The sequence below is a fragment of the Polyangium sorediatum genome, assembly GCF_029946465.1.
GTDB lineage: Bacteria > Myxococcota_A > Polyangia > Polyangiales > Polyangiaceae > Polyangium > Polyangium fumosum.
This window is the reverse complement of record NZ_JARZHI010000034.1, coordinates 69,975-93,543: the sequence shown is the minus strand read 5'-3', so window position 1 is coordinate 93,543 and position 23,569 is coordinate 69,975. Positions and strand designations below refer to the sequence as shown.

Annotated in this window: 19 protein-coding genes; 10 read left to right on the top strand and 9 right to left on the bottom strand. The window is 67.8% G+C overall.

Annotated features, from left to right (window positions below; genetic code table 11):
- Positions 1-52: 52 nt before the first annotated feature.
- From QHF89_RS30430 to QHF89_RS30420, 3 genes are read left to right on the top strand one after another with little or no spacing between them, the layout of a single operon-like run.
- A complete protein-coding gene (locus tag QHF89_RS30430; protein WP_136972685.1) occupies positions 53-1,777 on the top strand; it encodes a M61 metallopeptidase family protein in 1,725 nt (574 codons plus the stop codon).
- A 47-nt stretch (positions 1,778-1,824) separates the two neighbouring features.
- Positions 1,825-3,375 carry a hypothetical protein gene (locus tag QHF89_RS30425; RefSeq protein ID WP_136972686.1) on the top strand — a complete coding sequence of 517 codons (1,551 nt, stop codon included), beginning with the start codon at positions 1,825-1,827 and terminating at the stop codon, positions 3,373-3,375.
- Positions 3,376-3,393: 18 nt separating this feature from the next.
- Entirely contained in the window at positions 3,394-4,941 is a 1,548-nt protein-coding gene (locus QHF89_RS30420) for a hypothetical protein (protein WP_136972687.1), read from the top strand.
- A 4-nt stretch (positions 4,942-4,945) separates the two neighbouring features.
- On the opposite strand, the gene QHF89_RS30415 is transcribed toward QHF89_RS30420, so the two are convergent.
- The gene (locus QHF89_RS30415) at positions 4,946-7,612 is read right to left on the bottom strand and encodes a transglycosylase SLT domain-containing protein (RefSeq protein ID WP_284721120.1); all 2,667 of its coding nucleotides are present in this window, start codon (positions 7,610-7,612) and stop codon (positions 4,946-4,948) included.
- Between the two features lie 128 nt (positions 7,613-7,740).
- Here QHF89_RS30415 and QHF89_RS30410 point away from each other — a divergent pair, with 128 nt between their 5' ends.
- Positions 7,741-9,177 carry a cytochrome P450 gene (locus QHF89_RS30410; protein ID WP_136972689.1) on the top strand — a complete coding sequence of 479 codons (1,437 nt, stop codon included), beginning with the start codon at positions 7,741-7,743 and terminating at the stop codon, positions 9,175-9,177.
- A gap of 46 nt (positions 9,178-9,223) precedes the next feature.
- Here QHF89_RS30410 and QHF89_RS30405 read toward each other — a convergent pair whose 3' ends face one another.
- The 6 genes from QHF89_RS30405 to QHF89_RS30380 all read right to left on the bottom strand — a co-directional run bounded on the left by QHF89_RS30405 (position 9,224) and on the right by QHF89_RS30380 (position 17,427).
- A complete protein-coding gene (locus QHF89_RS30405) occupies positions 9,224-10,117 on the bottom strand; it encodes a hypothetical protein (RefSeq protein ID WP_136972690.1) in 894 nt (297 codons plus the stop codon).
- A 426-nt stretch (positions 10,118-10,543) separates the two neighbouring features.
- Positions 10,544-12,115: a DUF262 domain-containing protein gene (locus QHF89_RS30400; protein WP_284721119.1), complete on the bottom strand. Its 1,572-nt coding sequence runs from the start codon at positions 12,113-12,115 to the stop codon at positions 10,544-10,546.
- Positions 12,116-12,117: 2 nt separating this feature from the next.
- Entirely contained in the window at positions 12,118-13,296 is a 1,179-nt protein-coding gene (locus tag QHF89_RS30395; RefSeq protein WP_136972692.1) for a hypothetical protein, read from the bottom strand.
- The gene (locus QHF89_RS30390) at positions 13,296-14,534 is read right to left on the bottom strand and encodes an AAA family ATPase (protein ID WP_136972693.1); all 1,239 of its coding nucleotides are present in this window, start codon (positions 14,532-14,534) and stop codon (positions 13,296-13,298) included. Before QHF89_RS30390 ends, QHF89_RS30395 begins: the two co-directional genes overlap by 1 nt.
- Before the next feature lie 384 nt (positions 14,535-14,918).
- Positions 14,919-15,758, bottom strand: coding sequence for a calcium-binding protein (locus QHF89_RS30385; RefSeq protein ID WP_284721118.1), 840 nt, complete (start codon positions 15,756-15,758; stop codon positions 14,919-14,921).
- Between the two features lie 667 nt (positions 15,759-16,425).
- A complete protein-coding gene (locus QHF89_RS30380) occupies positions 16,426-17,427 on the bottom strand; it encodes an amidohydrolase family protein (RefSeq protein WP_284721117.1) in 1,002 nt (333 codons plus the stop codon).
- Between the two features lie 178 nt (positions 17,428-17,605).
- On the opposite strand from QHF89_RS30380, the gene QHF89_RS30375 reads away from it, so the two are divergent.
- Positions 17,606-18,283: a hypothetical protein gene (locus QHF89_RS30375; RefSeq protein WP_284721116.1), complete on the top strand. Its 678-nt coding sequence runs from the start codon at positions 17,606-17,608 to the stop codon at positions 18,281-18,283.
- A 565-nt stretch (positions 18,284-18,848) separates the two neighbouring features.
- A complete protein-coding gene (locus QHF89_RS30370; protein ID WP_136972697.1) occupies positions 18,849-19,058 on the top strand; it encodes a hypothetical protein in 210 nt (69 codons plus the stop codon).
- Positions 19,059-20,116: 1,058 nt separating this feature from the next.
- Here QHF89_RS30370 and QHF89_RS30365 read toward each other — a convergent pair.
- Positions 20,117-20,305 carry a hypothetical protein gene (locus QHF89_RS30365; RefSeq protein ID WP_136929750.1) on the bottom strand — a complete coding sequence of 63 codons (189 nt, stop codon included), beginning with the start codon at positions 20,303-20,305 and terminating at the stop codon, positions 20,117-20,119.
- A gap of 233 nt (positions 20,306-20,538) precedes the next feature.
- Here QHF89_RS30365 and QHF89_RS30360 point away from each other — a divergent pair, with 233 nt between their 5' ends.
- Positions 20,539-21,069, top strand: a complete 531-nt coding sequence (locus tag QHF89_RS30360; RefSeq protein WP_136972698.1) for a hypothetical protein — start codon at positions 20,539-20,541, stop codon at positions 21,067-21,069.
- Between the two features lie 4 nt (positions 21,070-21,073).
- Here QHF89_RS30360 and QHF89_RS30355 read toward each other — a convergent pair whose 3' ends face one another.
- Positions 21,074-21,421 (bottom strand): hypothetical protein, encoded by a 348-nt coding sequence (locus QHF89_RS30355; RefSeq protein WP_136972699.1) that lies wholly within the window; start codon positions 21,419-21,421, stop codon positions 21,074-21,076.
- 99 nt (positions 21,422-21,520) lie between these two features.
- On the opposite strand from QHF89_RS30355, the gene QHF89_RS30350 reads away from it, so the two are divergent.
- The 3 genes from QHF89_RS30350 (at position 21,521) to QHF89_RS30340 (ending at position 23,546) form a co-directional block, all read left to right on the top strand.
- Positions 21,521-22,006 (top strand): hypothetical protein, encoded by a 486-nt coding sequence (locus QHF89_RS30350; protein ID WP_136972700.1) that lies wholly within the window; start codon positions 21,521-21,523, stop codon positions 22,004-22,006.
- Positions 22,007-22,076: 70 nt separating this feature from the next.
- Complete coding sequence (locus QHF89_RS30345; protein ID WP_136972701.1) at positions 22,077-22,958, top strand: hypothetical protein; 882 nt, start codon at positions 22,077-22,079, stop codon at positions 22,956-22,958.
- Between the two features lie 99 nt (positions 22,959-23,057).
- The gene (locus tag QHF89_RS30340) at positions 23,058-23,546 is read left to right on the top strand and encodes a thioredoxin domain-containing protein (protein ID WP_136929754.1); all 489 of its coding nucleotides are present in this window, start codon (positions 23,058-23,060) and stop codon (positions 23,544-23,546) included.
- The last annotated feature ends 23 nt before the right edge of the window (positions 23,547-23,569 follow it).

Here is a 23,569-nt window from a genome sequence, read left to right as displayed (position 1 = left end):
AGGTCTCTGCTATCACCTGCCCGCTCGCCCTGCCCCTCGCCCCCGCATCGCCGTGCGTTTCACTTCGAAAAACCTTTTTCCCCTGGCGCTCGCCCTCCTCGGCGGCGCGGCGCTCCCCGGCTGCAGCGACTCCGCCTCCGCGCCCGTGGATCCCGCGGCCCCCACGCGTCCCGCCGAGCCGCTCCCTCCCCTGCCCTCGCTACCCGACGGCCTGACCGTGCGGCTGACGCCGCGGCCCGAGCGCAGCGCGCTCGACGTCGAGGTCCACCTCGTCGGCCCCGAAGCGGCGCGCGCGAAGGAGCTCGGCATCGCCCGCACCTGGGCCGGCATCGACGGCATGGCCGCGCTGCGCGGGATCCGCGTGCGCGACGGCGAAGGCGTGATCCCAACGCAACCCGGCCCGGACGAAGGACCCGATCGAATCCTCGTGCTCGGCCGCGCGCCGACCTCGCACCTGGCGATCACCTACGGCGTCGTCTCCGCGCCCAAGGACGCCGCGCGGTTCGCCTTGCACCTCGATCGCGAGCGCCTCTCCGGCGTCGGCCACACGTTCCTGCTTTTGCCCCGTACGAACGAACCGCTCGACGTGCACGTCCAGATCCGCCCCGGCGCCCTCGCGCCCGGCGCCTCGGGTGCGAGCTCGTTCGGCGCCGGCGACGACGTCGAGGAGAACGCGACGCCCGCCGAACTCGCGAATGCCGTCTACGTCGCGGGCCGGCTCCGCACGCTCGATGCGTCCGAGAAAGAGCGCCTCGTCCTCCTCGGCCGGCCGGCCTTCGAACCCGAAGCCACGCTCGCGACGATCGCCCACGCCCACGCCGCGCTCGCACGCCTCTTCGGCGGCGCTCCGCGATCGGGCGCCGCGACGAGTGCTTCTTTTTCGTACCTGCTCGTCGCGGAGCCCGGGCTCGGAAAAGGCCACGACGGCGCGCTGCTCGGGCGCTCGTTCGGGCTCTGGATCGGCGAAGATCGGCCCTTCGACGCGGCCGTCACCATCGCCGCGGTCCACGAGCTCTCGCACCGGTGGATCGGCGGCGCCGTCCGCCTCGTCGCCGAGGGCCACGAGCAAGTTTGGTTCTCCGAGGGATTTGCCGTGCATTACGCCCGGAAGATCGCCCTGGCGGAAAAACGCATCGGGGCGCGTGATTTCGCGGCGGATCTCGAGCGCACGCTCGTGAACGCGGAGGCGGAGCTGCCGGCGCACGCGCGCTCGCGGAAGGACTACCAGCGCGGCGCGCTCTACGCTGCGGCCCTCGACGCGGCCGTGCGGAAGGCCTCGGGCGGGGAGCGGTCCCTCGACGATCTCGTGCGCGCCTTGCTCGATCGCGCCGCCGCCGAAAAGAAGACCGACCTGCCGGTCTCGGCGCTCGGGGAGCTCGTCGCGCGCGAGCTCGGCGCCGCGCGCGGCGAGGAGCTCGATTGGGTCATGGTGCGCGGCCACGGCGAAATCACCCTGGACGAAGGCGCCTTTGGCTCGTGTTTCCACCGCGCGCGGACGAAATCGAAGGTGTACGAGCTCGGCTTCGACGAGGCGAGCCTGCGCCGTACGCCCGCCATGATCCGCGGCCTCGTCGCGGGCTCGGCTGCCGCGCGCGCGGGCCTCGAAGACGGCGCGCTCGTGCTCTCGTCGAAGGTGCCGGCCGGGCGCGACGAGGACGCGGACGAACCCGTCGAGATCGTCGTCGCCGACCGCGGCCGAGGTCGCAAGATTCGTTATCTGCCCGTGGCCGAGCGCCAGGTCGTCCGATGGGCAGAAAAAACGCGCTGCCGCGATTGAAGCGCCCATCGACGTAGAGCACGGACCGGGCGTACCATCGCCCTGCCATGACAAACCAGGCCCCCGACGCGCCGCCGCCCCTGGAGGCGAACGCCTATGCTCCCCCCACGGCGCCGCTGCGCGAGCCGCCTGTTCTTTCGACGCCGGACACCACGACGCCTGCCCAGCGTATCGCCGGCGGCCTGCTCATCGTGAACACCGTGCTCCTGCTCATCGAGTTGGCCGTGCGGAAGAACCATCCGGAGCCGGGCGTCTTCTCGTCGCCGTTCGCGCTGATCGGGTCCGCGCTCATCGACAGCCTGATCGGGACGAGCTTGCTCTACCGGAGCCGCAAGCTCCTCCCCTGGGCGATCGTGCGTGTGGTGATCGGGCTCGTCGCGATGACGGCGCAGGCCGCGTTCAAGGATCCGTTCCTCGCGGGGATGCAGGTCCTCGTGTGCTCCGCGCTCTTGCTCCTGCTCCTCGGGGACGCGAGCAAACCTCGTATGGCCGTGGGCGGCGTGGTCTTCGGCGTCTACGCGCTCCTCCGCGTGCTCGGCCTGTCCGCGGAGATCACGGGCACGAACCCGATCGCCGTGTTCATCTGGCAGGCCCGCGGCGACATCGAGAGCACGCCGGCGGGCGTGGTCACGGGCGATGCGTCGCACTACCGCCTCCGCGCGCCCTCGGATCGCTGGCGCCTGCGCAAGCCCGAGGCGGCGAAGAAGGACAACGCGCTCGCCGATCGCTGGATCTCGCGGCCCGATCTCGACGCGCACGTGCTCGTCATCGCCGAGAAGGTGCCGGGCATGATGGTGCTGCCGGACGCGCTGGCCGACGCGGTGATCAAGAACGGCAAGACCACCGCGACGGCCTTCGAGTTCGTGGACCGCACGCCGCTCCGCACGCACCCGGAGAACGGGCGGCTCGTGCACACGCGGTCGACGACGAGCGGGATCGAGATCGAGTCGCTCACGGCCGTGGTGGCGACCTACGAGCGCGGCTACCAGATCCTCGCGTTCGCGCCGCGGCAGTCGTTCGCCCAGGCCGAGCCCGAGCTGCGTGCGATCGTGGAGTCGTTCGAGCTGCCGACGGACGAGACGCCGGGCCTGCCGGCGGACGCCGAGCCCCTGCCGCCGGGCAAGGTCACGGGCGTCTCGACGAACTACACGCTGACGCCGCCGAGCGATGCGTGGGCCCTGCGCAAGGCCGAGGCGGCGCAAAAGGACAATCCGCTCGCGGATCGCTGGATCGTTCGGCCGGACAAGGACGCGCACGTCTTCGTGGTGGCCGAGCACGCGCCGGGCGCGGTCGTGGACCTGGAGAAATACGTGGACGCGGTGGCGAGCTCGATTCTCGAGCGCATGCACGGGACGATCACGTCCCGCGAGCCACTCCGCACGGACCCGAAGAACGCGCGCCTGCTCCTCGTCCACGCCGAGACGGAAGGCATGAAGCTCGAGTATGCCTACGGGCTCTTCGCGCGAGGGGATCGGGCGTTCCAGGTGATCGCATTCGCCCGGACCGAGGTGTTTGCGAGCGTGAAGGACGAGCTCCTGGAGGCGATCGAGACGTTCGAGATGCCGCCGGAGAACACGGCGGCGAGCACCAAGCGATGAGGTAGCATCGCGGGTGCGATGACGAAGCCTGCCCCGGACGCGCCCTCACCCGACGACGCAAATGTCTACGCGCCGCCGGGTTCGCCGCCGCCGAAGCAGCCAGCCGCGGAGCAGAAAGCCGCGCGGGCGACGCCGGGGCAGCGGCTCGCGGGGGCGCTCCTGATCGTCAGCGCTGCCCTCTGGCTCGTCGAATCGCTCCTCGGGGGGCGTGGGCTCTTCGAGGGCCCGTTCACGACGCCCCTGATGCGAGCGCTTCCGGCCGCTCTCGACGTCGTCCTCGGCGGCGCCTTGGTCCTCGGACTTCGCCGGGTGGCGTGGCTCGCCGGCGCGCGTGTCGTGCTCGTGCTCGCCGCGTGGACGTTCCTGCTCGTCGCGCGGGATCGCATCACGGCGGCCCCCGCGATCGTGCTCGGGATGGCCTACCTGCTCCTGCTCGTGCGCGACGCGGGCAAGCCACGGATGGTGGTGGGCGGCGTGCTCTGGGGGCTCTGCCTGCTTCTCGACGTCGTCGGGCTTCACGCGGCCGTGACCGGGAGAAACCCGATCGCCGCGTTCGTGCAGATCCGCGAGGGGGAGATCGAGCCCGCGCCGGTGACGGTCGTGACGGGCGAGCAGTCGCATTACCGGCTGCGCCTGCCGTCCGGGGAGTGGTACCTCCACACGCGCGCGTCGACGCAGCGGGAGGGGCCCCTCGCCGACCGCTTCCTCTCGCGACCCGACGTCGACGCGCATCTGCTCGTCCTCGTCCAGAAGTTCCCCGGCAAGCTCCCCACGACGAACGGGCTCGTGCAGGAGGTCGGGCGGATGGCGAGGCGCGATGCGGAGACGAGCGAGCTCGTGCGTCTCAGGGCCATGCGGGCCCATCGGGAGGAGGGCCGGCTCCTCTGGATCCGCACGACGAAGGCGGGGGTCGAGACCGGGAGGCTCGTCGCCGTGGTGGCGACCTACGAGTGGTCCTTCATGCTCATCGCCACCGCGCCGAGCCGGATCTTCCCCGAGATCGAGGCCGAGCTCGAAGGCATCCTGGAGTCGTTCGAGTTGCCGACCGACGAGACACACGGCCTGCCGCCCGACGTGGAGCCGCACCCCGTCAACGTGGTCGAAGGCGTGGCGGTGAAGTACAGGCTGAAGGCGCCGGGCGCGCGCTGGTTCCTGCGCAAGGACGAGGCCGTGAAGAAGGACAACTCGCTGGCCGATCGCTGGATCATGCGTCCGGACAAGGACGCGCACGTGATCGTCATCATCGAGGACCTGCAGGGCAAGGATGTGGGGGTCGATGCCTTCGCCGACGCCGCCGTCGAGCTCATCGAGAAGGAGCTCAAAGGCACGGTCGAATCACGCCTGCCCGTCCTCACGCACCCAACGAACGGGCGCCTCCTCCGCGCGAACAGGATGGGAGGCGAGCATGAGATCGTGTCCTACTACGGGCTCTTCACGCAGGCGGGGCGCGCGTTCACGGTGATCGCCTCCGCGACGAGCGAGCGCTTTCCGAGCGCCGGGCCCGACCTCGTGCAGGTGATCGAGTCGTTCGAGCTGCCGCCCGAAGGCACGGCCGAAACGCGCTGACCTCTCACTTCGGCGCCGTCGTCACCACGACACGATGCCCACGCGCGAGCGTCTTCCGCAACGCCGTCCGCATCGTCTGCACGCTCATCTTGTCGAGCTCCTCGATCAGCGCCTCGGCGGCGCCCGGCGCGAGCGCCTCGCGGATCCGCGCGCTGTTCGCGAACTTCGGCGCGTTCTCCACGACCGGCCCGCGCTGGCTCGCGATCTCCTTCTTGAGCCCGGCCTTCAGGTGCGCGACCGCATACGCGATCTCCACGCCCGTCGGCCCTGCCTGGACGAACGCGTCGATCTCCGCGTCGAGCCGCGGCTCCACCGTCGCGAGATCGTGCGGCACCGCAGGCACGACCTCGACCACGGCCACGCTCGCGCGGCTGCCCGCGTCGAGCATCGCGCGCACCTCCGAGGCGTACCCCTTCTCGACGAGCGCGCGATCGAGCCGCCCTCCCTTGGAGCTCGAAAGGATCCACATCGCCACGCGCATCGCCGCGTGCTCCTTCACGTCCCCTTCGCCCGGCGCGATCCAGCCGTAGAGCGCCCGCGTCGCCGGGACATTTTGCTCCACGGTGAGCCGCTCCTCGCGCGGGTGTGGCCCGATCGGAAGCGCGTCCGCGGATGCGGGCAGCGTGGCGAAGACGCGCTTCGCGAGCTCCTCGATCCGCGCGCGGCTGACGTCGCCGATCACGGTGACCGACGCGCGCGTCGGCGTGCGTTCGGTGGCCATCGACTCGGCGAGCAAGAGATCCCGCGCCACGGCCGCGTCCTCGCGGGCGCCGAGCACGTACCCTTCGAGCGGGTGGCCCGCCGGGAAGAGCGCGTCACCGAGCGCGAGCCACGCCGGGCCGTACGCCTGCGATTCGAGCAAGCGCCGCCGCGGCAGCGCCGAGAAGCGCCGCAAGCTCGCGAGCTGCGCGCCCGACGTCTCGCCGAGCAGGAGCCGGAGGCGCCCCGCCGCGAGCTCGAGGCCAAGGTCGAGATCCCGCTTGCCCACCGTGATCGTGTGCCGCGTCTCGCCCGCGCCCGCCTCGCCCGCCGGCTCGCTCGTCCCCGCGATCTTCCCCTCGTCCGGCGCGATGCGGATCGTGATCGCGACGCGCGGCGCCGAGGCGTCCTCGCGCACGCGCAGGGCCACACCATTCGGCAGGACGAACCGCTGGAAGGGATCCGGCGGCGGCTCGAGCCGCGCGGCCGGGATGAAGCCGAGCTGCTTTTCGAGGGCCGCGCCGCCGAGCCCCTTCGCGGCCGCCGAGGGCGCGCGGCGCTCCTCGGCGGCGAAGACCGCGAGCGGATCGTCCGGTCGGTTCGGCTGCCAGCCGACGCCGCCGCCGATCGAGACGTACGGCAACTTCGCGCCCATCGGGCCGAGGCTCGCCATGCTCAGCGTGGGCGGGCCCTGCCCCGGGAGGGCAAAATCGGGCAGGCGGTTCTTTCCAATCGGCGACGGGCGCGGCGGCAGCGGGCCATCGTCGCCCTCATCCACGTCCGGGATCGACGGCGCGCGCATCGCGCTCGCGTGCTCCGTGACGGGATCGGCGCCGGGATCGTCGACGCGCTCGTGCTCGAGGTAGGCCGGGAACGCCGCGAGCGTCTGCTGCACGCGCTCGGCGGGCAGGTGGATGATGTAATCGCCGCCGAACGGCGGGGTCCGATCCCGCAAGAGCTCGGGGTTGTACTCGCGGAGCAAGCGCGTGGGGATGCCGGCCGCGCGCGCGATCGTGCGCAGGCGCGTGCCCTCGGGCACGGCGATCTCGCCCATCTCCAGCGACGGATCCGCATGGAACCCGTCGAGCCCGAAGCGCGCGCGGTTGTTCGCGACGATCGCGAAGGCCACGATCTGCGGCACGTAATTCGCCGTCTCCTCGGGCAAGAGCTTTTGCTGCGCAAGCTCGGCGAAGCCGATGGGCGTCTGCGGGGCGCCTTGCGGGCGCGACGCGGCGACACGCGCCATGCCCCGGAGCACGGTCTCGATCCCCGCGTTGTAAGCCGCGAGCGCAAGATCCCAGCGGCCGAAGCGCTCGTAGAGGTCACGCAGGTGCGCGACGGCAGCGGTCGACGAGCGCCGGAGGCTGCGGCGTTCGTCGACCCACTGAGATTGATCGAGGCCGTAGAGCGCGCCCGTCTCGGGCATGAACTGAAAGAGCCCAGCCGCGCCCGCAGGCGAGACGGCGCGTGGATCGAAGCCACTCTCGACGGCCGCGAGCCACACGAGATCCTCGGGCAAACCCGACTCGCGCAGGCTGTGCTCGATCATCGGGCGGTACCGTCCGCTCCGCTGGTACCGATCGCCGAAGATGGCGCGGCCGCCGTCGTTCTTCGCGAAGAACCGCACGAAGCGCATGGTGCGGCGGGTGACGGGGATCTTCAGATCCGGCATGGCCAGCGTGGCGAGCGCCGCACCCTCGGGATCGTCGAGATCGCTGTCCTGCGCCTTCTCGAAGTCCTTGGCGATGGCCGCATCGAGCAGGCGGCTCTCCTCTTCGCCCGGCATACGGCGAGCAACCGGAGCCGCGGAATCCTCGATCACGGGCTTGTCGAGGAGCGTGGGATCACGGAAGGCGCGGTAGCCGGCGGAGAGCGAGGCGCGCATCGAGGGCGAGGCGAGCGCGCCGAGGATCCCGGCCACGCCGAGGAGGGCCCCGGAAAGCAAAAGCGCTCGCCTGACGCGCGGCTTCATCGGGGGCATTGTTCGACAAGTTCAGGCGGGGGGAAAGATCGTTTCGTGGCGCCGGCCAGGTCGTGGGACACGAGGGAGGCTGCGTCGGGGGCGAAAGAGGCGAAAGTGGAACGTGATACAAGGCGGAAATGCCTGGCAGTCCCAAGCTCCCTCGCGTCCCCATCCCCGGTCCGCGCGCGCTTCCGGTCCTCGGCGAGAGTGGCAATTCGTTCCGGTTCTTCAGCAAGCCCGTGACGTCGCTGCTCGCGCTCCATCAGCGCCACGGCGACATCGCAGCGATCACGGGAGGCAGCCCCGCGATGGTCTGCGCGTTCGGCGCCGAGCACAACCGCGCCGTCCTCGGCGACGACAGCACGTTCCTCTCCCACGGCGAGCCGCCGTTCCCCCTTCCCGAGGACAGCGCACTCGGGCGCATGTTGCGGGAGAACATGATGAGCAAGAACGGTCAGGATCACCGCCGCCTGCGGCGGATGCTGATGCCCGCGTTCCAGCGAGCGCGGATCCTGGCCTATCGAGACGATATCGTCGACGTCACCGAAGCGTCGCTCCGCCGCGTCGTGCCAGGCGGCGTCGTGGACGCCTCGCGCGTGATGCTCGATCTCATGCTCGGCGTCATCATGCGCTGTCTCTTCGGCGTCGACGTGTCCGCCGGCGGAGATCCCCTCGGCCCGCTCTCGATCGCGCTGCTCGAAGGGTTCCTCTCCCCCGCCAACCTGATCCTGCCCTACGACGTGCCCGGCACGCCGTACAGGAAGCTCCTGCGAGACGCGAACCGCCTGGAAGAGAGGCTCCTCGCGCTCATCGAGGAGCGGCGCGCGACGCACGACGGGCGGGACATGTTCTCGGCGCTGATCCACGCACACGACGAGGATGGTTCAAGGCTCAGCGACGTGGAGCTCGTCGCGCAGAGCATCCTCGTCTACATCGCAGCCTACGAGACGACGGCGCAGTCGCTCTCCTGGACGCTGCTGCTGCTCGCGTTGCACCCCGAGATCCTCTACGACCTCGAAGACGAGGTCGACGCCATGCTGCACGGCGAAGCGCCAACAGCCGAGCAAGCCGCATCGATGCCGCTGCTCGACGCAGTCATCAAGGAATCCGCGCGGATCCTCCCCGCGACGCCGATCTGCTCGTTCCGTCTCGTCGGGGAGCAGGCCACGCTCGGGAAATACACGCTCCCGAAGGGCTCCCGGATCCTCCTGAGCCCGCTCGTGACGCACCGAATGGGCGACGTCTTCCCCGAGCCCACGCGCTTCTTGCCGGAGCGCTGGAGCCGCATCACGCCGACGCCCTTCGAGTACCTGCCCTTCGGCGCGGGGCCGCGGATGTGCATCGGGCACGCCTTCGCCAACCTGGCCATGCGTCTCATCCTGCCGATGGCGCTGCAACGATTCCGGTTCGCGCTCAGGCCGAACACCGAGATCTCCTTGCAGCTCAAAGGGATCTCCGGCGCGCCGAAGAACGGGCTGCCGATGGACGTCACGACGCGCCGCGCGCCACGGCCGGGGAACACGCGACGGCCGAAGCCGAAGGGGGAGATCCGCGCGCTCGTGGATCTCTCGTGAGCGCGCCGCGCGGCTGACAGGGGCGCGCTTACGGGCGTCGTTCGTTTCACCCCTTGTCGAGCTCGGCCTCGAGTTCCTTCACACGCTTCGCCCTCTCCGCAGCTTCCCGGCGCGCAGCCTCGAGCTCGGCGCGCTTCTCTTCCCTCGACTGCTTGCGGGCAGCCTCGGCCTGCTCCTTGTCGAGGGCTGCCTGATGTCGCTGCTTCACGTCGGCGAGCTCGATCTCCAGGGCCTCGATGCGCTCGCCGAGCTCCTTGGCCGTCGCCTCCTCACCGCCGCGGCGGCGCGGGGGAAAGAACCAATCCGCAAAATCGCTCGGGAGGGCCTCGGCGGTGAGCTTGTGCGGCATTTCGAGGAGCTTGCCGAGGGATGCCTTGCGGAGGGCATTGAACGCGTCGGTGAAGGTCATGCGCTCGCCGACGGTGCGGAAATTCTTGAGGTTTTCGAGAGCCGTGTTGCGCGCAGTCTGCGCGTCGGTGGCCACGGCGAGGCGCGCATGGAGCTCCGGGAGCAAGGCGACGACGTCGGGGAACCCTTGATAGGCCGCGCCGGAGAGGATCTCCGGCCACTTGAGCATACTGGTGAGCTGGCCGCCGAGGACAGGGCGCTTCAGCTCGTGAGGGCGCTTGGAGAAGATGGCCGTATACCGCGCATCCGAGGTGTCCTTGTTGACAGCGAGGAGGAGCGCAGGGTGGAAGCGATCCACGAATGCGTCGAGCCGCATGTCCGCATACCAGACGCGAGCCTCGGCGTGGATGAGCGCCCGGAGGAGCTGGATTTCCTGGGCCTGGAGAGGGACCCAGGTGCCCTCGAAGAGAGCCGTGAAGTCGCCCGCGAGGGAGGACGTGAGGGGGTGGACGAGGAGGCGGGCTTCGTTGCGGAAGAGTTCTTCGGCCTGGACGAAGAGGGCGGTCTCGGAGTCGATGGTGGGGGCAGCCATGGGATGAAAGCGTACGGTAGGCGGGCGAGCGGGTACAAGTTTGGTGCGTCGGGGGCGGAGGCGGGGGCGGGGGCGGGAGCGGGGGCGGGAGCGGGAGCGGGAGCGGGAGCGGGAGCGGGAGCGGGAGCGGGAGCGGCTGCGAAACCGGGGCTCCGTTACCGCCCCTTCCGCCGATAAATCCAGATGACCGGCGTCCCGTGCAGCCCCGCCACGTGGGCCGGCTGCACCGTCGGCCCGCCCCGCGTGTGCCTCACGCCGTAGCGTCGGCGGAGCGTGCGGGCAGGGATGACGTGCGTCGTCGAGGATGCTCCCGCCCTCGAGCGAGGGGCGTCTGAGCTCACGAATCGACAATTCCGATAGATTTGTATCAGGGGGCCAAGCGACCGCATCAGGAGCGCGGATGGCGCCGAGGAGGCAAGCGCTCTCCTACTCGGCTTCGCTCATCGTGAGACCCAGCATCTCCTCGATGAAGACTCTCTCGTTCTTGAGCAACCAGGCGCCGCGCTCCTCGATGAACCGGGACACGTCCCCCTTGCGCAGGTGCTTCAGAGCCGCGCTCGGAATGCAGAATGCATCGGCCATCTCTTCGTTGATCGCACCCTTCTTGATGGCATTGCGCAGCAGCCGAAGCTCCGTGGCGCTTGCGATCACGCGGTTGCCGGGGGATGTTCCGTCTTCACGTGGCACAAGCGGATGAACCGTCCGCGTGTCGGCAGCACCCAGGACCTCCTGCAAGTGAGACTGCTTCTTCTTTTCACGCGGAAGCGTCGTCGAGAACAGGAGGAACGCGCGCGTGCGGCCTGTCGTCAGCCGGATCTGGTTGAGGCGCTTGACGGGGCCGAGATCCTGCCAATAGAACGACTCCCGCGCTTTGAGCACAGCGGAAAGCGCCCGGATGATCTCTCGGATTCGGCTCCCCGTGGTGCCGGCGAAGATTTCGGTGTATGTGGTCACCCAGAACCAGTGCCAAAGCGTCTTCCAGTTCTCGTTGTCGCGTAGAACGCCCGGATTCCATGCAGCGATCGTCGCCAGCGTGACGAGCTGATACGTATACGGCAATGCGCCAGGGCCACGAACACCGATATTTTCGAGTAGCTCCGCAGCCTCCACCATCGCATCGCCGAGTCGATTCAGCGGCCCACGGTCCCTTTTCAGTTCGCTGAATACCTTCTCCACGTGGGATGAGTAAATGTCCAGGTCGAGCTGCGCCTTGAGGACGTTCACGAGCACCTGCGAATCCACCGATCCCCAGCCATACGGCGCCAGCTTCTCGCGAACATCGTCGAAGGCTGCGTCCATATCGATCGTGAGGTAGGCTAAGGCCCGCAGCATGTGCGCCTCGCTCATGCCCTTGCCCTGGCTGTTGATACGCACGAATGCGTCCGTCACGACGCCGAGGTCCTCCGTAACGAGCGGCACGACGGGGATGATATAGTCGCGAAAGAGGTTCGCGAGCCGCTCGGCCTCCTTCGCCTCGGTCATCTTTCCCTTCTTGCGTAGGCGCGTCGTGAACTCGAAGAGTTTCTCGCCATCGAAGATGATATGGAGCGGCAGCCACTGTAGCGGCACGTTTCCGCGGCTGGGCTGGACGCGGAACGCCGGTCGCTCTTTTGAACCTAGCTCGAAATATATGGGCCAGCGAATGCCGCCGCTCTCATCACTTGATCGTTCGCCAATATGAAGCGCGCCGAACAAGGTTGATACCCGCTGGTGCCCATCAATCAAGTAGCTCACCTTCTCGCCGCTTTTTCGAGCGCCTCCAAGCTCGATGCCACCGATCTCCTGATACACCTTGAGATCCCGATTCGTGGTGCGCCAGACGAGCAGGCTGCCGATTGGCATGCCCGCTGCGATACTGTCGAGGAGCTTCAGGCGCCGGTCGTCATCCCACACGAACTCGCGCTGGAACTCGGGGACGACGATATCGCCGGATTTTACCTCGGCCAGTATCGTTTCCAGCCGGGGGAGCACCGGCGTATCGAACATCTTGCGTTCCATGGTCATACCCGATCGAAGAGAGATTGAACGAGCGCTTGCCTTGGCACCTGGTCGGCAGGGCCGCGGTCGTACTCGGTCGAGATGTCGGAACTCCAGCCTTTCTCACACACCGCGAAGAGCGCTTCCGCCAGCTTCTTCTTTCCGAAGCCGCGCTTCATGTCACGGATCTCGTCGTCTGTGAGCGTGCGAAATGGCTCCTTGAGCATCCGTGCGACGAGCGGTGGGTCGTTTTTCTCGAACTCTTTGGCTTCCTCTGTGCTCAGTCCTTCCTTCCACTTCGGATGCCGATCGCCCATGAGCCCGTTCTTCAGATCCACGGACCACGCCCACGCCTTCCTATCGTCCTGGGCACGCCAGGCCGTCACACGATGGGCGAACGGCTTCTGCGGGTCCGTGCTCTCGTCCAGGAGGGCTTGATCGGGTACGTAGGACTCGATCTCGCGTCGGCCCAAGCAGATCCATGTCAGGCCCGGTCCCAACTTGGCAACGACCTCCTGACAAACCTCCATGATCTGTACGGCGCTCCTCGACGGCGCGAGGCCGTCTTCATCGCCCGTATCCCGATCGAAAAGCACCCAGGTGCGCAGCATTCGGCGCCATTGCGCGGAAGTCGGCTCACCCCCGAGCAGACCCTCGAGCCAGCGCTTCATTTCCCCGGATCCACCTCCGTGGGAATGGATCCTACCTGGAACGTCGATGAGCTTGCGGAGCATGTCGCGGTTCGTCGCATCCGCCAGAAAGAGAACAAAGGTCCGATCCGTCCGCTCGTTCTCGAGCATCAGATGGACTGGCTCGCGCAATAAGTCCACCGCGTCGGCCAGCGTAACTCGCCGCGCCCGCCAATCGCTCGTCACCCCCCGCTCCGCGCGAACGGATAAACGTCCCGGAAGGCCGAAGCGCGGCGGCGTTTGCCTGTCGGTCGCGGCTTCGTTGCGCGGGCCTCTGGCGTTCAAGAGGCTGCGGGCCAGCACGCTCCGGAACGCGCGGTTTTCGTGCGCGGGCCGGCTCTCGAGCCAGGCATGCAGCGCTCCTCGCTCGTTCGCCTGTTCGTAGATGGGATCGGTGCGGACGACGATATGCGGGGTCTCATCACGCGCCGCCACGAGGAGCAGCTCCGCGAGGTGTAGGGCTTCTTCGTCCGACGGCCGGTCGAAGAGCGACCCGTCGAGCGTGATCTGCATCAGGTATCCTCGCGCTTTAGGTCGAGCCGCGCGAGCTCGCTGGCGACGCGCAAGTCTTCGTTCAGCGCCGCGGCGGGCCACCCCGCGCGCGGATGCCCGGAGGACGAGAGCTCCACGGGTGTCACGATGCTTCGGCCGGCTTCGTCTTGATCCACCCACGCCAACGCGACCTTCTCCGCAGGCAATCGGCCCTCGGCGACTGCGAGTTGCACCCCGAGGAGAAAAACACGGCTATGGGTTTCCAAAACCATCGTCGGCGGCGATGCGATCGAGGCTATCTCGCAAAGGTGACGCGCCAGGATGGATTGCGCGTCCGGATGCAGGTGGCTCTCCGGCTCCTCGATCGCGAGCAACCACGGCGCTTCGTCCGCGGTCGCCGTGGCCGCCAATGCAGCGGCCACGAGCACGGGGAGGACCTGGACCATACCCTCTCCCGTGTCCACAAGGTTGATCCGGAAAGACGCGCCGTTCTTGGGGTTCAAGTGAATGTTGTACTTCGTATCGAGCACGGGCTCGACGTAGAGCTCCCGGGGCGGATTTAAGGTAGCGTAGAATCGAGCGATATGTTGTGCCACCTGTCGATTCTCGACGATGAAGCTCGCGGCGTTCGATCCGTCGGAGTCGAGCGTCGACGGTACTGTCCCTGTCCGGTCGACCTCGCGGTCGGGTCGCTTTCTCACGCCATCAAGCCATTGCACCCGGCCGCGGAGCGACTCCATTCGTGCCGACAGCTCTTTCAACACGGGCAGCTCCGTATTCCTAGGCAAAAGACCAGCGAAGCGCACTTCGTCGACGCCCTGTCCGGACAAGGGTCTCATTGGCTTGTTCGGCGGAGCCCTGCCCTCCCAGAGCACGCGGTCCTTCTCACCAAGAAGTCGAAGCTCCATCACGTACGGCGCGCGCTCGGACATGCCATTGAGCTTGTAATGTGCTTTGCGCAGTTCGCCGTCACCCCACTGAAGCCCGATGTCGAACGAATAATCGCCTGCGTCGCCCTGCCAGGCAAGTTCCTGGAACTTACCGCCCCGAAGCATGGCCGACGGAACCCGCAGCGCATTCTGAGCCTCCCGGATGCCCTCCTCCAGCCCCGCCGTGCCAAGGAGCGAAAAGGCGCGGGTGAGCGCGCTCTTGCCCGCGTTGTTGCGGCCGTACAGAAGCGTGAGGGGGCGCAGTGGGAGTGTCGCGTCCACCGCAAACGAGCGGTAGCGAGAGACGAGCAAGGCTGTGGGGAGCGACATGGGGGGAACGTACCGCGAACAACACCCGATGTCACCATCCCAGGCAAACGATCGCGCTCACCTCATGCCCTTCACCCGCTTCCGCAGCCCCTCGACCGCCCCGGCCCATACCTTCTCTACCGCCTGTTCGAGTCGAGCTTCCTGGCGCCCACAGGCGTCCCGCGAGGGCCGCGCGCGGAGGTCGGCTTGGAAGGGGCGCAACGCCAACTCCACGTGCGCGGAAGCGGGAGCGGCAGCGCAAGCGCAAGCGGAAGCGGAAGCGGGAGCGGAAGCGGCAGCGCAAGCGCAAGCGCGAGGGGGACGGGCATGCAGGGGAGCCCGCTCGGGGACGGCGAGCGTACCGTCGTGCGCCCGTGCCGCGGATGTGCGCTCAAACGAGCAGGATCAGCGCTGCGACGGCAAGTGGACGTCGATCACCGTCCCGGTGCGCAGAGCGCCCGCGGCGTCGCGATAGACGAACGGGGCGCGCTCGACCTCGCAATTGCCGCGCGCGTCGCAGCGAGGTACGGACACGTAATCGAGGCTGATCGACTCGAGCTCGACAGCGCCCGCGCCTCGGAGCTCGGCCGGCGCGGTGCGTCGATCCGCGTCGCGATCGGCCCAGACGAGCAGGCGCGAGAAGATCGGGTCGTTCGCGTCGATACGCCCGTCATGGTTCTCGTCGTGCTCGCGCAGCGCGATGAAGCCATTGGGCGCGGTGCGGCCGCTGGAGAGCGGGGACATCGAGCCGAAGAGCTCGGAGCCATTCTCGATGGCGCCGCTCGCGTCCCGATCGAAGGCGAGCCACGGCGTGCGCGACGTGGGCCAATCCGTGACCTGGCTCGCGGCGCCATTCAGGTCGAACGTGCAGGTCGCGTCGACGGCGAATTCAACGGCTTCCCCGTCGAAGGAGAGCACGAGCGGCGTGCTGGGGCACTCGAACGAGGGCGACGGCTCCACCCAGATCGTCTCACACCCTTCGACGATCTGGCACTTATTACAGAATATGTCTGCCTCGCCAGGCGTGCAGCCGGCGCCCGTGTACGCCGCGCAGACCTGGGATTCGCCCCCGCCGCCGCCTTCCCCGCCGCCGCCTTCCCCGCCGCCGCCTTCCCCGCCGCCGCCTTCCCCGCCGCCGCCTTCCCCGACGCCGGAGGTGACCTCCGTCACGCATCCCATGGCTCCGAGCGAAAGGACGGGGACGAGGACCAGCACGAGACGAGCGACGCAAAGCAGATGAGCCATGAGCGGAACCTCCGCAGCTCACTTCAGCAATCCATATGCCAGGGTCCACGGAGACCCAAATGCCGTTTGACTCAGGAAAAATCTCGTATGCCGCCCCCAAAGCGCGCCACATTGCGCCAGAACGCAGCGCCGCACGTCATCGGGGTGTCGTAAAGCTGAGCATGGGTCTCCTCGCAGGCCGTCGTGCCGGGGCGCCGCCCCGGGCCCCGCGGGGGCTGTTCGCCCAAAGGCCCGAACCAGCGCAAGCGCTGGACCTTTTGTGGAAGAACTGCGCGGTGCGCAGTTCTTCCACCGGGCCGGTGGCAAGACCCTGGAGGTGAATTTCAAGCAGGCGACGCGCACGCTGCCTGTTGAACCTGCAGCGCTACCGTGTCGATCGGCACGCCCGTCCCTGGTCTTGACCCTGGCTGTTCGATGAACTGCGCATCGCGCAGTTCATCGACCCCGCGTCCAGCGCTTGCGCTGGTCCGGGTCCAGGGGCGGATAGCCCCGGTGGGGTCTGGGGCAAAGCCCCAGCGAAGCGCCTGCGCGATGACACCCATGCTCAGGTCGTAAAGGCCCCGTGGTCTGGCATGAGGTGCCCCTCCTGGACCGAGGTGCTGGTTGTACTCGTCCACGAGCGAGGAAACGTGGCAGAGTTCGTCGCGTCGTGGCGAGGGTGAGCCTTTCAGCGCACGCAGCTCCCGAGCCACCGTCGTGCATTGCCGCCGAGGAGTTTTTGCAGCAATGCCGCTGGCAATGCCTGTCCTCGATAAGGCGCCGGTGACAGGCCACCCAGGGGGTTTTGCCGCCAGAAGGTGAAGCTCTCGTCGCGCAGGAGGCCGAGGTTTGCGCTCACCTGCATGTCCCATTCGTCTCGCCAGGTGGGCCCCGCGCGCACCGTCACGAGGTCGCTACCGAAAAGAAAACGCTCCGGCGTCTTTTCGATGATCCCGCGGAGCCGGTCGTGCTCCTTTTCGAGATAGGTAAAACCCTGCGCGGCGGCGTCGCTGGAGCCGTGGCTCGTATCGAAGAGCAGCGACGGGAATGCGTCGCGAATGGACTCGAATCGGTCGAGATCCGTTCGGCTCCCGCAGAGGTGCGGGCATACGGCGCGTAACTTCGGGAAGGCGCGCAGGATCCCCTCGAGCTCGCCGCGGAAGCGCACCGTATTGACGTGCACGAGGACGGGGACGCCGCGCTCTTCCATACGCGCGAAGAGCGATCGGTGCGCGGGATCGTCGAGAGGTCGCTCGTGGAACGCGTGATGCCCGTCGTAAAGCTTGACGCCGCACGCGCCGCGGGCGAGCAGGGCATCGAGGGTTTCGGGCCGATCGCTTGCGAGATCGAGCGTCACGAACGGGATGAACCTCGTTGGATGCGCCGCGGCTGCCGCGAGCACCACCTCGTTGCCGTGTTGATATCCCGCGAGCCCCTTGCCGCCGCGCCCGGCGGTCGCATCCGGCGTCGCGAGAATCACGGCGCGTTTGACACCTTTTCGATCGAGCAGACCGAGAAGTGTGGGAACGACCTCCATATCGGTCAGGTGGACGTGCGCGTCGAGGACTGTGCCGTCGTCCGGGGCCGGCGTGGTCGACGCCGCGGGTGGAGGTGGGTTTTCACTGCGGCACGCGGGGAGCGCGGTCACGAGGAGCAGGGCGAGCGCGCAGGGGCCGCGGCGGGTATGCATGGCATGCGATGGTAGCTGCGTCTTCGACCTGACCACAAGGGCAAGACGGTGCAGCAACTCACGCAAGGCCACGCAGCCGAGAGCAGGATATGGTCGCGTCGTGTGTTCTCGGGCGGAGAAACTTCCGTTACGATGCTTCCGGGTCCTCCGAGGATGGGGGACCTGAAGGAAGAAGCAGATGCAATTGCAGAATAAATTTGCGCTATCGTGCTTGAGCGTCTTCATCGCTGCGAGTGCTGCGGCTTGCTCGGTCTCGTCGACGCCGGAGGACATCGAGGACGTGGGGAGCGAGCCGCTCGCGGCGGGAGGGGTTGGCGTCTGCAACCAGGCCGATCCGTACGAGAAGAACAACAAGCGATCGAGGGCCACGGAACTGGCCTACAATGGGATCTACTTCGAGCCGGCGGACCCGGAGTACTCGTGGTCGGAGGACATCGGCAGCGCCTATACGATCGTGTCTGCATCGATTTGCAAGAAAGACCAGGACTGGTACTTCGTATCGACGTCGGATTTGCCCTACACGCCGGGCTGGCTCTCGATCCGCGCGCAGGCCGCCGGCGCATCGCATTGCGCGATGATGGAGGTGTCCGAGGAGGGAGGCGAGACCTATACGGTGGGCTACGATCCGCCCGCGGGGCCCCATAACACGATCCAGATCGACGTCTACAGCGCCGGCACCTTGCAGCTCCTGGCCTCGGCGCAGAGCAACATCGGTCGTATCTTCCTCGACACGTACAACGGGCCGCTGGATCAAGACCTATATCTGCGCGTCCATGGGCCGAAGGAGGCCCATTACGGTTACAACCTCTCGGTCGTGGTGCAGACCGACGCGTTCGAAGACGAGTGTGAACTCTGAGCCTGCATTTCTCGTGAGGGGTGACGCCTGACCGTTTGCTGGAGGGTTGGCCCCCGACGTGTAGAATAGGCCACGCTCGGGGAGGCATTCAAAGCCGAGCGGCACGATTGCAGGCCCCACCTCCCCCTTTCCCCCACAAGCAACTCGACGGGTCGTAAGATCCCTGCACGCTTGTTCTAGCGGCGCGCCACGTCTTCCGGCGCCTCCGCCCATTCGTTCGTCACGTACACCTGGACGCTGTACGCGAGATCATCCCCATGAGCGCGCCGAGCTCGGCGAGCGCCTCTTCGTCGAAACGGCACAGATCCCGATAGACCGTCTGGCGCCCCCGCTTCCACCCAAAAGCGGGCGAGGTGGACGTGGATCGTCTCCCCCCTGTACACGTCGAGCGGCATTCTTCTTGCGAAGACGCGGTCGCTCGGAGAATGCGGAGGGGGGTATGTGGAGAGGTATTGGGTTCTCCGTCTTGTTGCTGAGCTCCGGGGCTTCCGCCGCCGACTCGGCTGTCTGCCGCCGCGCTGCGGAATATCGGGCGAGTGATTGGAAAGCCATGATGATGTGCGGCATGGCGCCCTTCCACAGGAGTTGCACGGCGACGGTCGCGGGGCAGACGTTCTACGACAGTGAAGACTCTTGCGGGAGCCCGTTGACGGGCGTCCTCGAGGGGCTGTGCGCGGCGACGATCCCCTTACCGACGGAAATTCCCATCCATTGCGAGAACGGAGGCGCCTCGACGCACATCCTCGACACGGAGACCGGCGTGATCCGGGAGTAGAATCGGAAAATACGCGCAACCAGAAGGTCGTACACCATGAAACAACCGTTGGGGCTCCTATGGTTTGCCATTCTGCTGTCAGGCACCTCGAGCCACGCCGAAACACTTCCCTACGAGGTCGAATCGCAATGAGCGCTGAAGCGTCCGGCGCGCTGACGTAAGCGGGCCGAGAGGAAGAGAGCAGCCATGAAAGCCATCGCCCATTTGTTGCCCTGTGCTCTTTTGCTTTCCTGTGTCGGAGCGCCGGAGGAGTCCGGGGATGGGCACACCTCCGCCCCGGAAACGACCCTGGTGGACCGGCAGGTCTGTGATGCCATCGAGCGCGAATACGAGGAGAAAATCACGAGCCCGCGCACGACGGCATGTGAAGAGGAAGCGGACCGTTGCCAGGTGCTTCAGGGGCATTGTGGCGTGGGCCTGGGCGGTTGCTCCTTCGCTGCGAACATGAGGGTCCACCAGGAGGAGCTCGATGCCATTGCCTCCCGCTGGACCCGGGCGCAATGCCATCGCGGGCGCTCCGTCTGCCGATGCGCCGCACCACCGCCGGTGCGCTGCGTGGCGGGAACCTGCCGCATGGCCCGTTGACGCCGCTCGATCGGCCCCTGGGGTCGGATCGCGCGGAAACACGGGGGGACGTCGTCGACCCCCGGTATCCCGCCCCGCAAACCCGCCCCGCTCCCCGCCGCCGCCCTGCCTCCCGCCGCAACACACGCCCGGGGGCCGCTCGCGCCCCCCTTCCGCCGCTGCAAAACGGGATCGTCGGCGGCCCGCGCCCCTGCCCCACCACCGCAAAACGGGATCGTCGGCGGCCCGCGCCCACGCTCCGCCTGCAGAACTCGATTGTCGGCGGCCCGCGCCCCTGCCCCACCACCGCAAAACGGGATCGTCGGCGGCCCGCGCCCCTGCCCCACCACCGCAAAACGGGATCGTCGGCGACCCGCGCCCACGCTCCGCCTGCAGAACTCGATTGTCGGCGGCCATCCGCGAAGCTCAGCCTCGCACCGGCCCACCTCTTCGTGACCGGCTCGCCTGGCGCGCGCGCGCGGCGAAGGAGCGCGTCAGAACCCCGAAGCTTTCCGGGGCTGCTGCTCGGTCGCCCCCTCGACACCGAGGTTGCGCATCTCCTTGCCGCAGCAGATGTCCGCGTGGGTCTTCGGATCGCGCTCCGAGCAGGAACAGGCTTTCGTGTACACGATCTCCGCTCCGCAATCCTCGCAGCGAAGTCGCTCGCCGACTTGATGGGGCACAGGGAACCTCCTCTGTGGCAGTGCATCACGTTCGCACGGTGAACGCGCGCGCCCGGAGGTCACAGCAACGGCCATGCCCCATGGGTCTCGTCCGCGACGCTCCGCGCTTTTTGCCGCAAATCGCCCTGGTCGACCGCTCCCCTCGCCCCCCGTTCGACGCGCTTGCCTGGGTTGCGACGCGGCGCGCTGCGAGTACAGATTTGCTCCGTCAGCACGTCACGTCGGAGGGGGGCATGGCGTACCGGATGGAGGACCTGATCCGTGGGTCCATGCGTGGGGGTTTGATTTTTGGGTATGTCCCCGCGTCGGCGGGGCACTTGTCTCCGGCGATGTACAAGTCGGATCTGCTCGCCGAGATGGAGCGGATGAAGGCTGCGGGGCTCGTGGCCGAGACGTGTGTTTCGAGCGAGCTCGACGACCTCGATGAGGCGCGGATGGCGCCTGGCATCACGCTCTGCGGCCTCGTGCCGGATCGTGTTGGGCCGCAGGATCTCGAGCGGATCTTGCGCTGCGTGAAGAGCGACGATCGTCCTTTTTTTTCGAAGCGCTTCCGCGCCGATCCTGGCAAGCACCGGAAGAAGCCGCCTTCGCTCGCTGTGCAGCAGCGGTCGAGCTTGTTCGAGCTCTTTGCCGAGGTGCACCAGGATTTCGTCCTCTTCATCTCGCATGAGCCGCGGGTCGCTGACCTCTTGCGGCTCTCGGTTCACGCGGTCTCGCCGCTCTTCGATTACCGGCACCACTACCGGATCCTCGATCTGTCCTGAGCTTTCAGCGGATCATGCACGTCTCGTCTGCGGCGATGCAGGTGCCGAGCTGGGCGCCGCTCGCGCCGCAGCAGTTCCCCGTCAAGCAATCGTCGTAGCTCAGGCAGCTTGCGCCCTTGGGGCACTTGAAGCCGAGTGGGCCGCAGGTCGGGCCGCCGCAATCGACGCCGGTCTCGTCGCCGTTGGCGAGGCCGTCGGCACAATCGGGCGCCGCGCCGCCGCTTCCGCTCCCGCTCCCGCTTCCGCTTCCGCTTCCGTCACCGCCGCCGCTCCCGACGTCGTCTCCGTCCGTCGTGCATGCGGCTGCGGTGACGAGGAGCGCTGCGAGGCCCCACCCGAACGCGTTGCCCATTCCCGGTACTCTCCCGTGTCGATCGCCGCGGACGGAAACGTGCGCACCGAGGTTACCACGGGCTCTGTGCGCGGGCCGTTTTCATGAGAGAATCGAGCGATGGACGAAACGTTCCGCCTGCACGTCCGCGCGATCGCGGCCGAAGGCAAGGGCGAGTCGATCGCGGGGAGCGTCTTCCTCCCGTTCGTGACGCTCGACTCGGGCGCGCGCGTGGGGACCGACGCCGACGGGACGTTCGTGCTCGCGAGCGCCGAGGGCGACACGATCACTCCGTACAGCGCGGAAGATGCGCATGTTTTCCACGAAGTGCTGGAGTGGAAACGCGATAGGTTCGATGACAAACTCGACGAAGCTGGACGCGCGCTGGGGTTGCCGGAGTTCGAGGCCTCCCTCGCCTTCCCCGCGTTCGGCGTCGTCCGCGCCGTGCTCGCGAAAAACATGAACTACACGACCCTCCTGGCGCTCGCGTGGCTCCGGCCCTCGGAGCTACGCGAGGTGCAGGCCGACATCCGACGCGTGGCCGGGGACAAGCGATTGCCCACGAGCACGCGGGAATTCGCGCAGCGGCTCGTCGTACCGTCCTGACGCGCTTTTCGTTCCGCGTCGCGCCCGACCGCGCTACACAGGTTCAGCGTTCGTGAAGGAAAGGAACCCCATGCCCGAGCCGTCTACGCCCCCGCCTCCGGGCCTGATCAGCGAGCAGGACGTGGAGCAGGAGATCCAACGCCTGTTCCTCGCCCAGGCCGGATCGGGCCTCGTCATCCGCGTCTACGGCGAGGAGGGCGGGACGGCCGAGAACATCGAGGCCTTCCGCGAGATGCTCACGTCGCTGCGCATGTACGACTACGGCTCCGCCGCCGGCGACGTGCTCGTCGACGCGCCGAACCGCCAGATCCTGACGCGCGCGCTCTCGGTCCTCGCCCGCGAGCAACACCAGAAGCGGATCCTCGACCACGTCCTCACGACGTTCGGCCGGCACCTCATCGATCCCCTCGCCCTCATCCTCGACACGACGCCCGAAGGCACGCTCATCTCGCGCCTGAGCGTGCTGCGCGACGTGTTCCTCGCGCAGATCGTGGAGCTGAAGCTGACGCAAGAGTCGCAGAGCATGCTCTCCGAGGACCTGAAGCGGCTTCTGACGGACGACTACCTGTCGATGGTCGCCGAGCACGAGGAGCGGGTGCAAAGGCCGCGCGTGCGGCGCCTGGCGCAGCAGATTTTGCGCCTCGTCGGCTCGACGTTCCACAAGGCGCTGCGCGGCTGGCCCGAGCACGCCGAGCGGATCGCCTCGATGGTCGCGCGCCGCCTGCAAGGCAAGGTGCAGCTCCGCGAGGTGCCGACGCTGATCCGTGATCAAATCTGCCACGCGATCGAAGAGTTCTTGTGGGTCGAGACGGCCAACGAGATCGAAGGCGCGCTGTTTTCGCTGTTCGCCGAGAACAAGGGCGTGATGCACGAGCCGCCGCGCGAGCTGGATCGTTCGCTCTACAGCGAGTTCGCCAGCGCCTGCTGGGAGATCATCGCGGAGTACTGCTGATCCCTCGTCTCTCCCGCAGGGAGAAGGGCCGGGGGTGAGGAGACCGTTCCAGGCGTCGGCACGGCGTTCGCATGGCGTCGGGTTGCGAGCGTGCTGTCGGTGCGCGCCCGTCCGCTCGACGTCGAGGTACCCGTGATCCGCACTTGCCCGTCTTGCCAGACCAAAAACCGCATTCCTCCTGATCACCTGAGCGACACCGGTCGTTGCGGCGCCTGCAAAGCACCACTGCCGCCGCTCGCAGAGGCGCTGGAGGTCGACGCCCGGGAGTTCGGGGACATCGTCCGGACCGCGAAGGTGCCGGTGCTCGTGGATTTCTGGGCGCCCTGGTGCGGCCCCTGCCGCATGGCAACGCCCGAGGTCGCCCGCGCCGCATCCCAGCGCGCCGGAAAAGCCATCGTGCTCAAGGTGAACACCGACGAGCACCCAGAGCTGGCCAGCCGCTTCGGCGTCCGCGGGATCCCGCATTTCGTGGTGCTCCGCGGAGGCGAGGTGATCGTTTCACAAGCGGGGCTGGTCCGCGCCGCACAGCTCGTGGCCTGGATCGACCGTGCAGGCGGCGCCGATCCGCGGCGCGCCCACGTGGCCTAGCGCAGATTTCCGCCTAAACTCCG

Excerpts from the sequence above, each read along its gene's own strand:
- QHF89_RS30425 (WP_136972686.1), top strand. The coding sequence starts at position 1,825 with ATGACAAACCAGGCCCCCGACGCGCCGCCGCCCCTGGAGGCGAACGCC.
- QHF89_RS30420 (WP_136972687.1), top strand. The coding sequence starts at position 3,394 with ATGACGAAGCCTGCCCCGGACGCGCCCTCACCCGACGACGCAAATGTC.
- QHF89_RS30415 (WP_284721120.1), bottom strand. The coding sequence starts at position 7,612 with ATGAAGCCGCGCGTCAGGCGAGCGCTTTTGCTTTCCGGGGCCCTCCTC.
- QHF89_RS30410 (WP_136972689.1), top strand. The coding sequence starts at position 7,741 with ATGCCTGGCAGTCCCAAGCTCCCTCGCGTCCCCATCCCCGGTCCGCGC.
- QHF89_RS30405 (WP_136972690.1), bottom strand. The coding sequence starts at position 10,117 with ATGGCTGCCCCCACCATCGACTCCGAGACCGCCCTCTTCGTCCAGGCC.
- QHF89_RS30400 (WP_284721119.1), bottom strand. The coding sequence starts at position 12,115 with ATGGAACGCAAGATGTTCGATACGCCGGTGCTCCCCCGGCTGGAAACG.
- QHF89_RS30395 (WP_136972692.1), bottom strand. The coding sequence starts at position 13,296 with ATGCAGATCACGCTCGACGGGTCGCTCTTCGACCGGCCGTCGGACGAA.
- QHF89_RS30390 (WP_136972693.1), bottom strand. The coding sequence starts at position 14,534 with ATGTCGCTCCCCACAGCCTTGCTCGTCTCTCGCTACCGCTCGTTTGCG.
- QHF89_RS30385 (WP_284721118.1), bottom strand. The coding sequence starts at position 15,758 with ATGGCTCATCTGCTTTGCGTCGCTCGTCTCGTGCTGGTCCTCGTCCCC.
- QHF89_RS30380 (WP_284721117.1), bottom strand. The coding sequence starts at position 17,427 with ATGCATACCCGCCGCGGCCCCTGCGCGCTCGCCCTGCTCCTCGTGACC.
- QHF89_RS30375 (WP_284721116.1), top strand. The coding sequence starts at position 17,606 with ATGCAATTGCAGAATAAATTTGCGCTATCGTGCTTGAGCGTCTTCATC.
- QHF89_RS30370 (WP_136972697.1), top strand. The coding sequence starts at position 18,849 with ATGGCGCCCTTCCACAGGAGTTGCACGGCGACGGTCGCGGGGCAGACG.
- QHF89_RS30360 (WP_136972698.1), top strand. The coding sequence starts at position 20,539 with ATGGCGTACCGGATGGAGGACCTGATCCGTGGGTCCATGCGTGGGGGT.
- QHF89_RS30355 (WP_136972699.1), bottom strand. The coding sequence starts at position 21,421 with ATGGGCAACGCGTTCGGGTGGGGCCTCGCAGCGCTCCTCGTCACCGCA.
- QHF89_RS30350 (WP_136972700.1), top strand. The coding sequence starts at position 21,521 with ATGGACGAAACGTTCCGCCTGCACGTCCGCGCGATCGCGGCCGAAGGC.
- QHF89_RS30345 (WP_136972701.1), top strand. The coding sequence starts at position 22,077 with ATGCCCGAGCCGTCTACGCCCCCGCCTCCGGGCCTGATCAGCGAGCAG.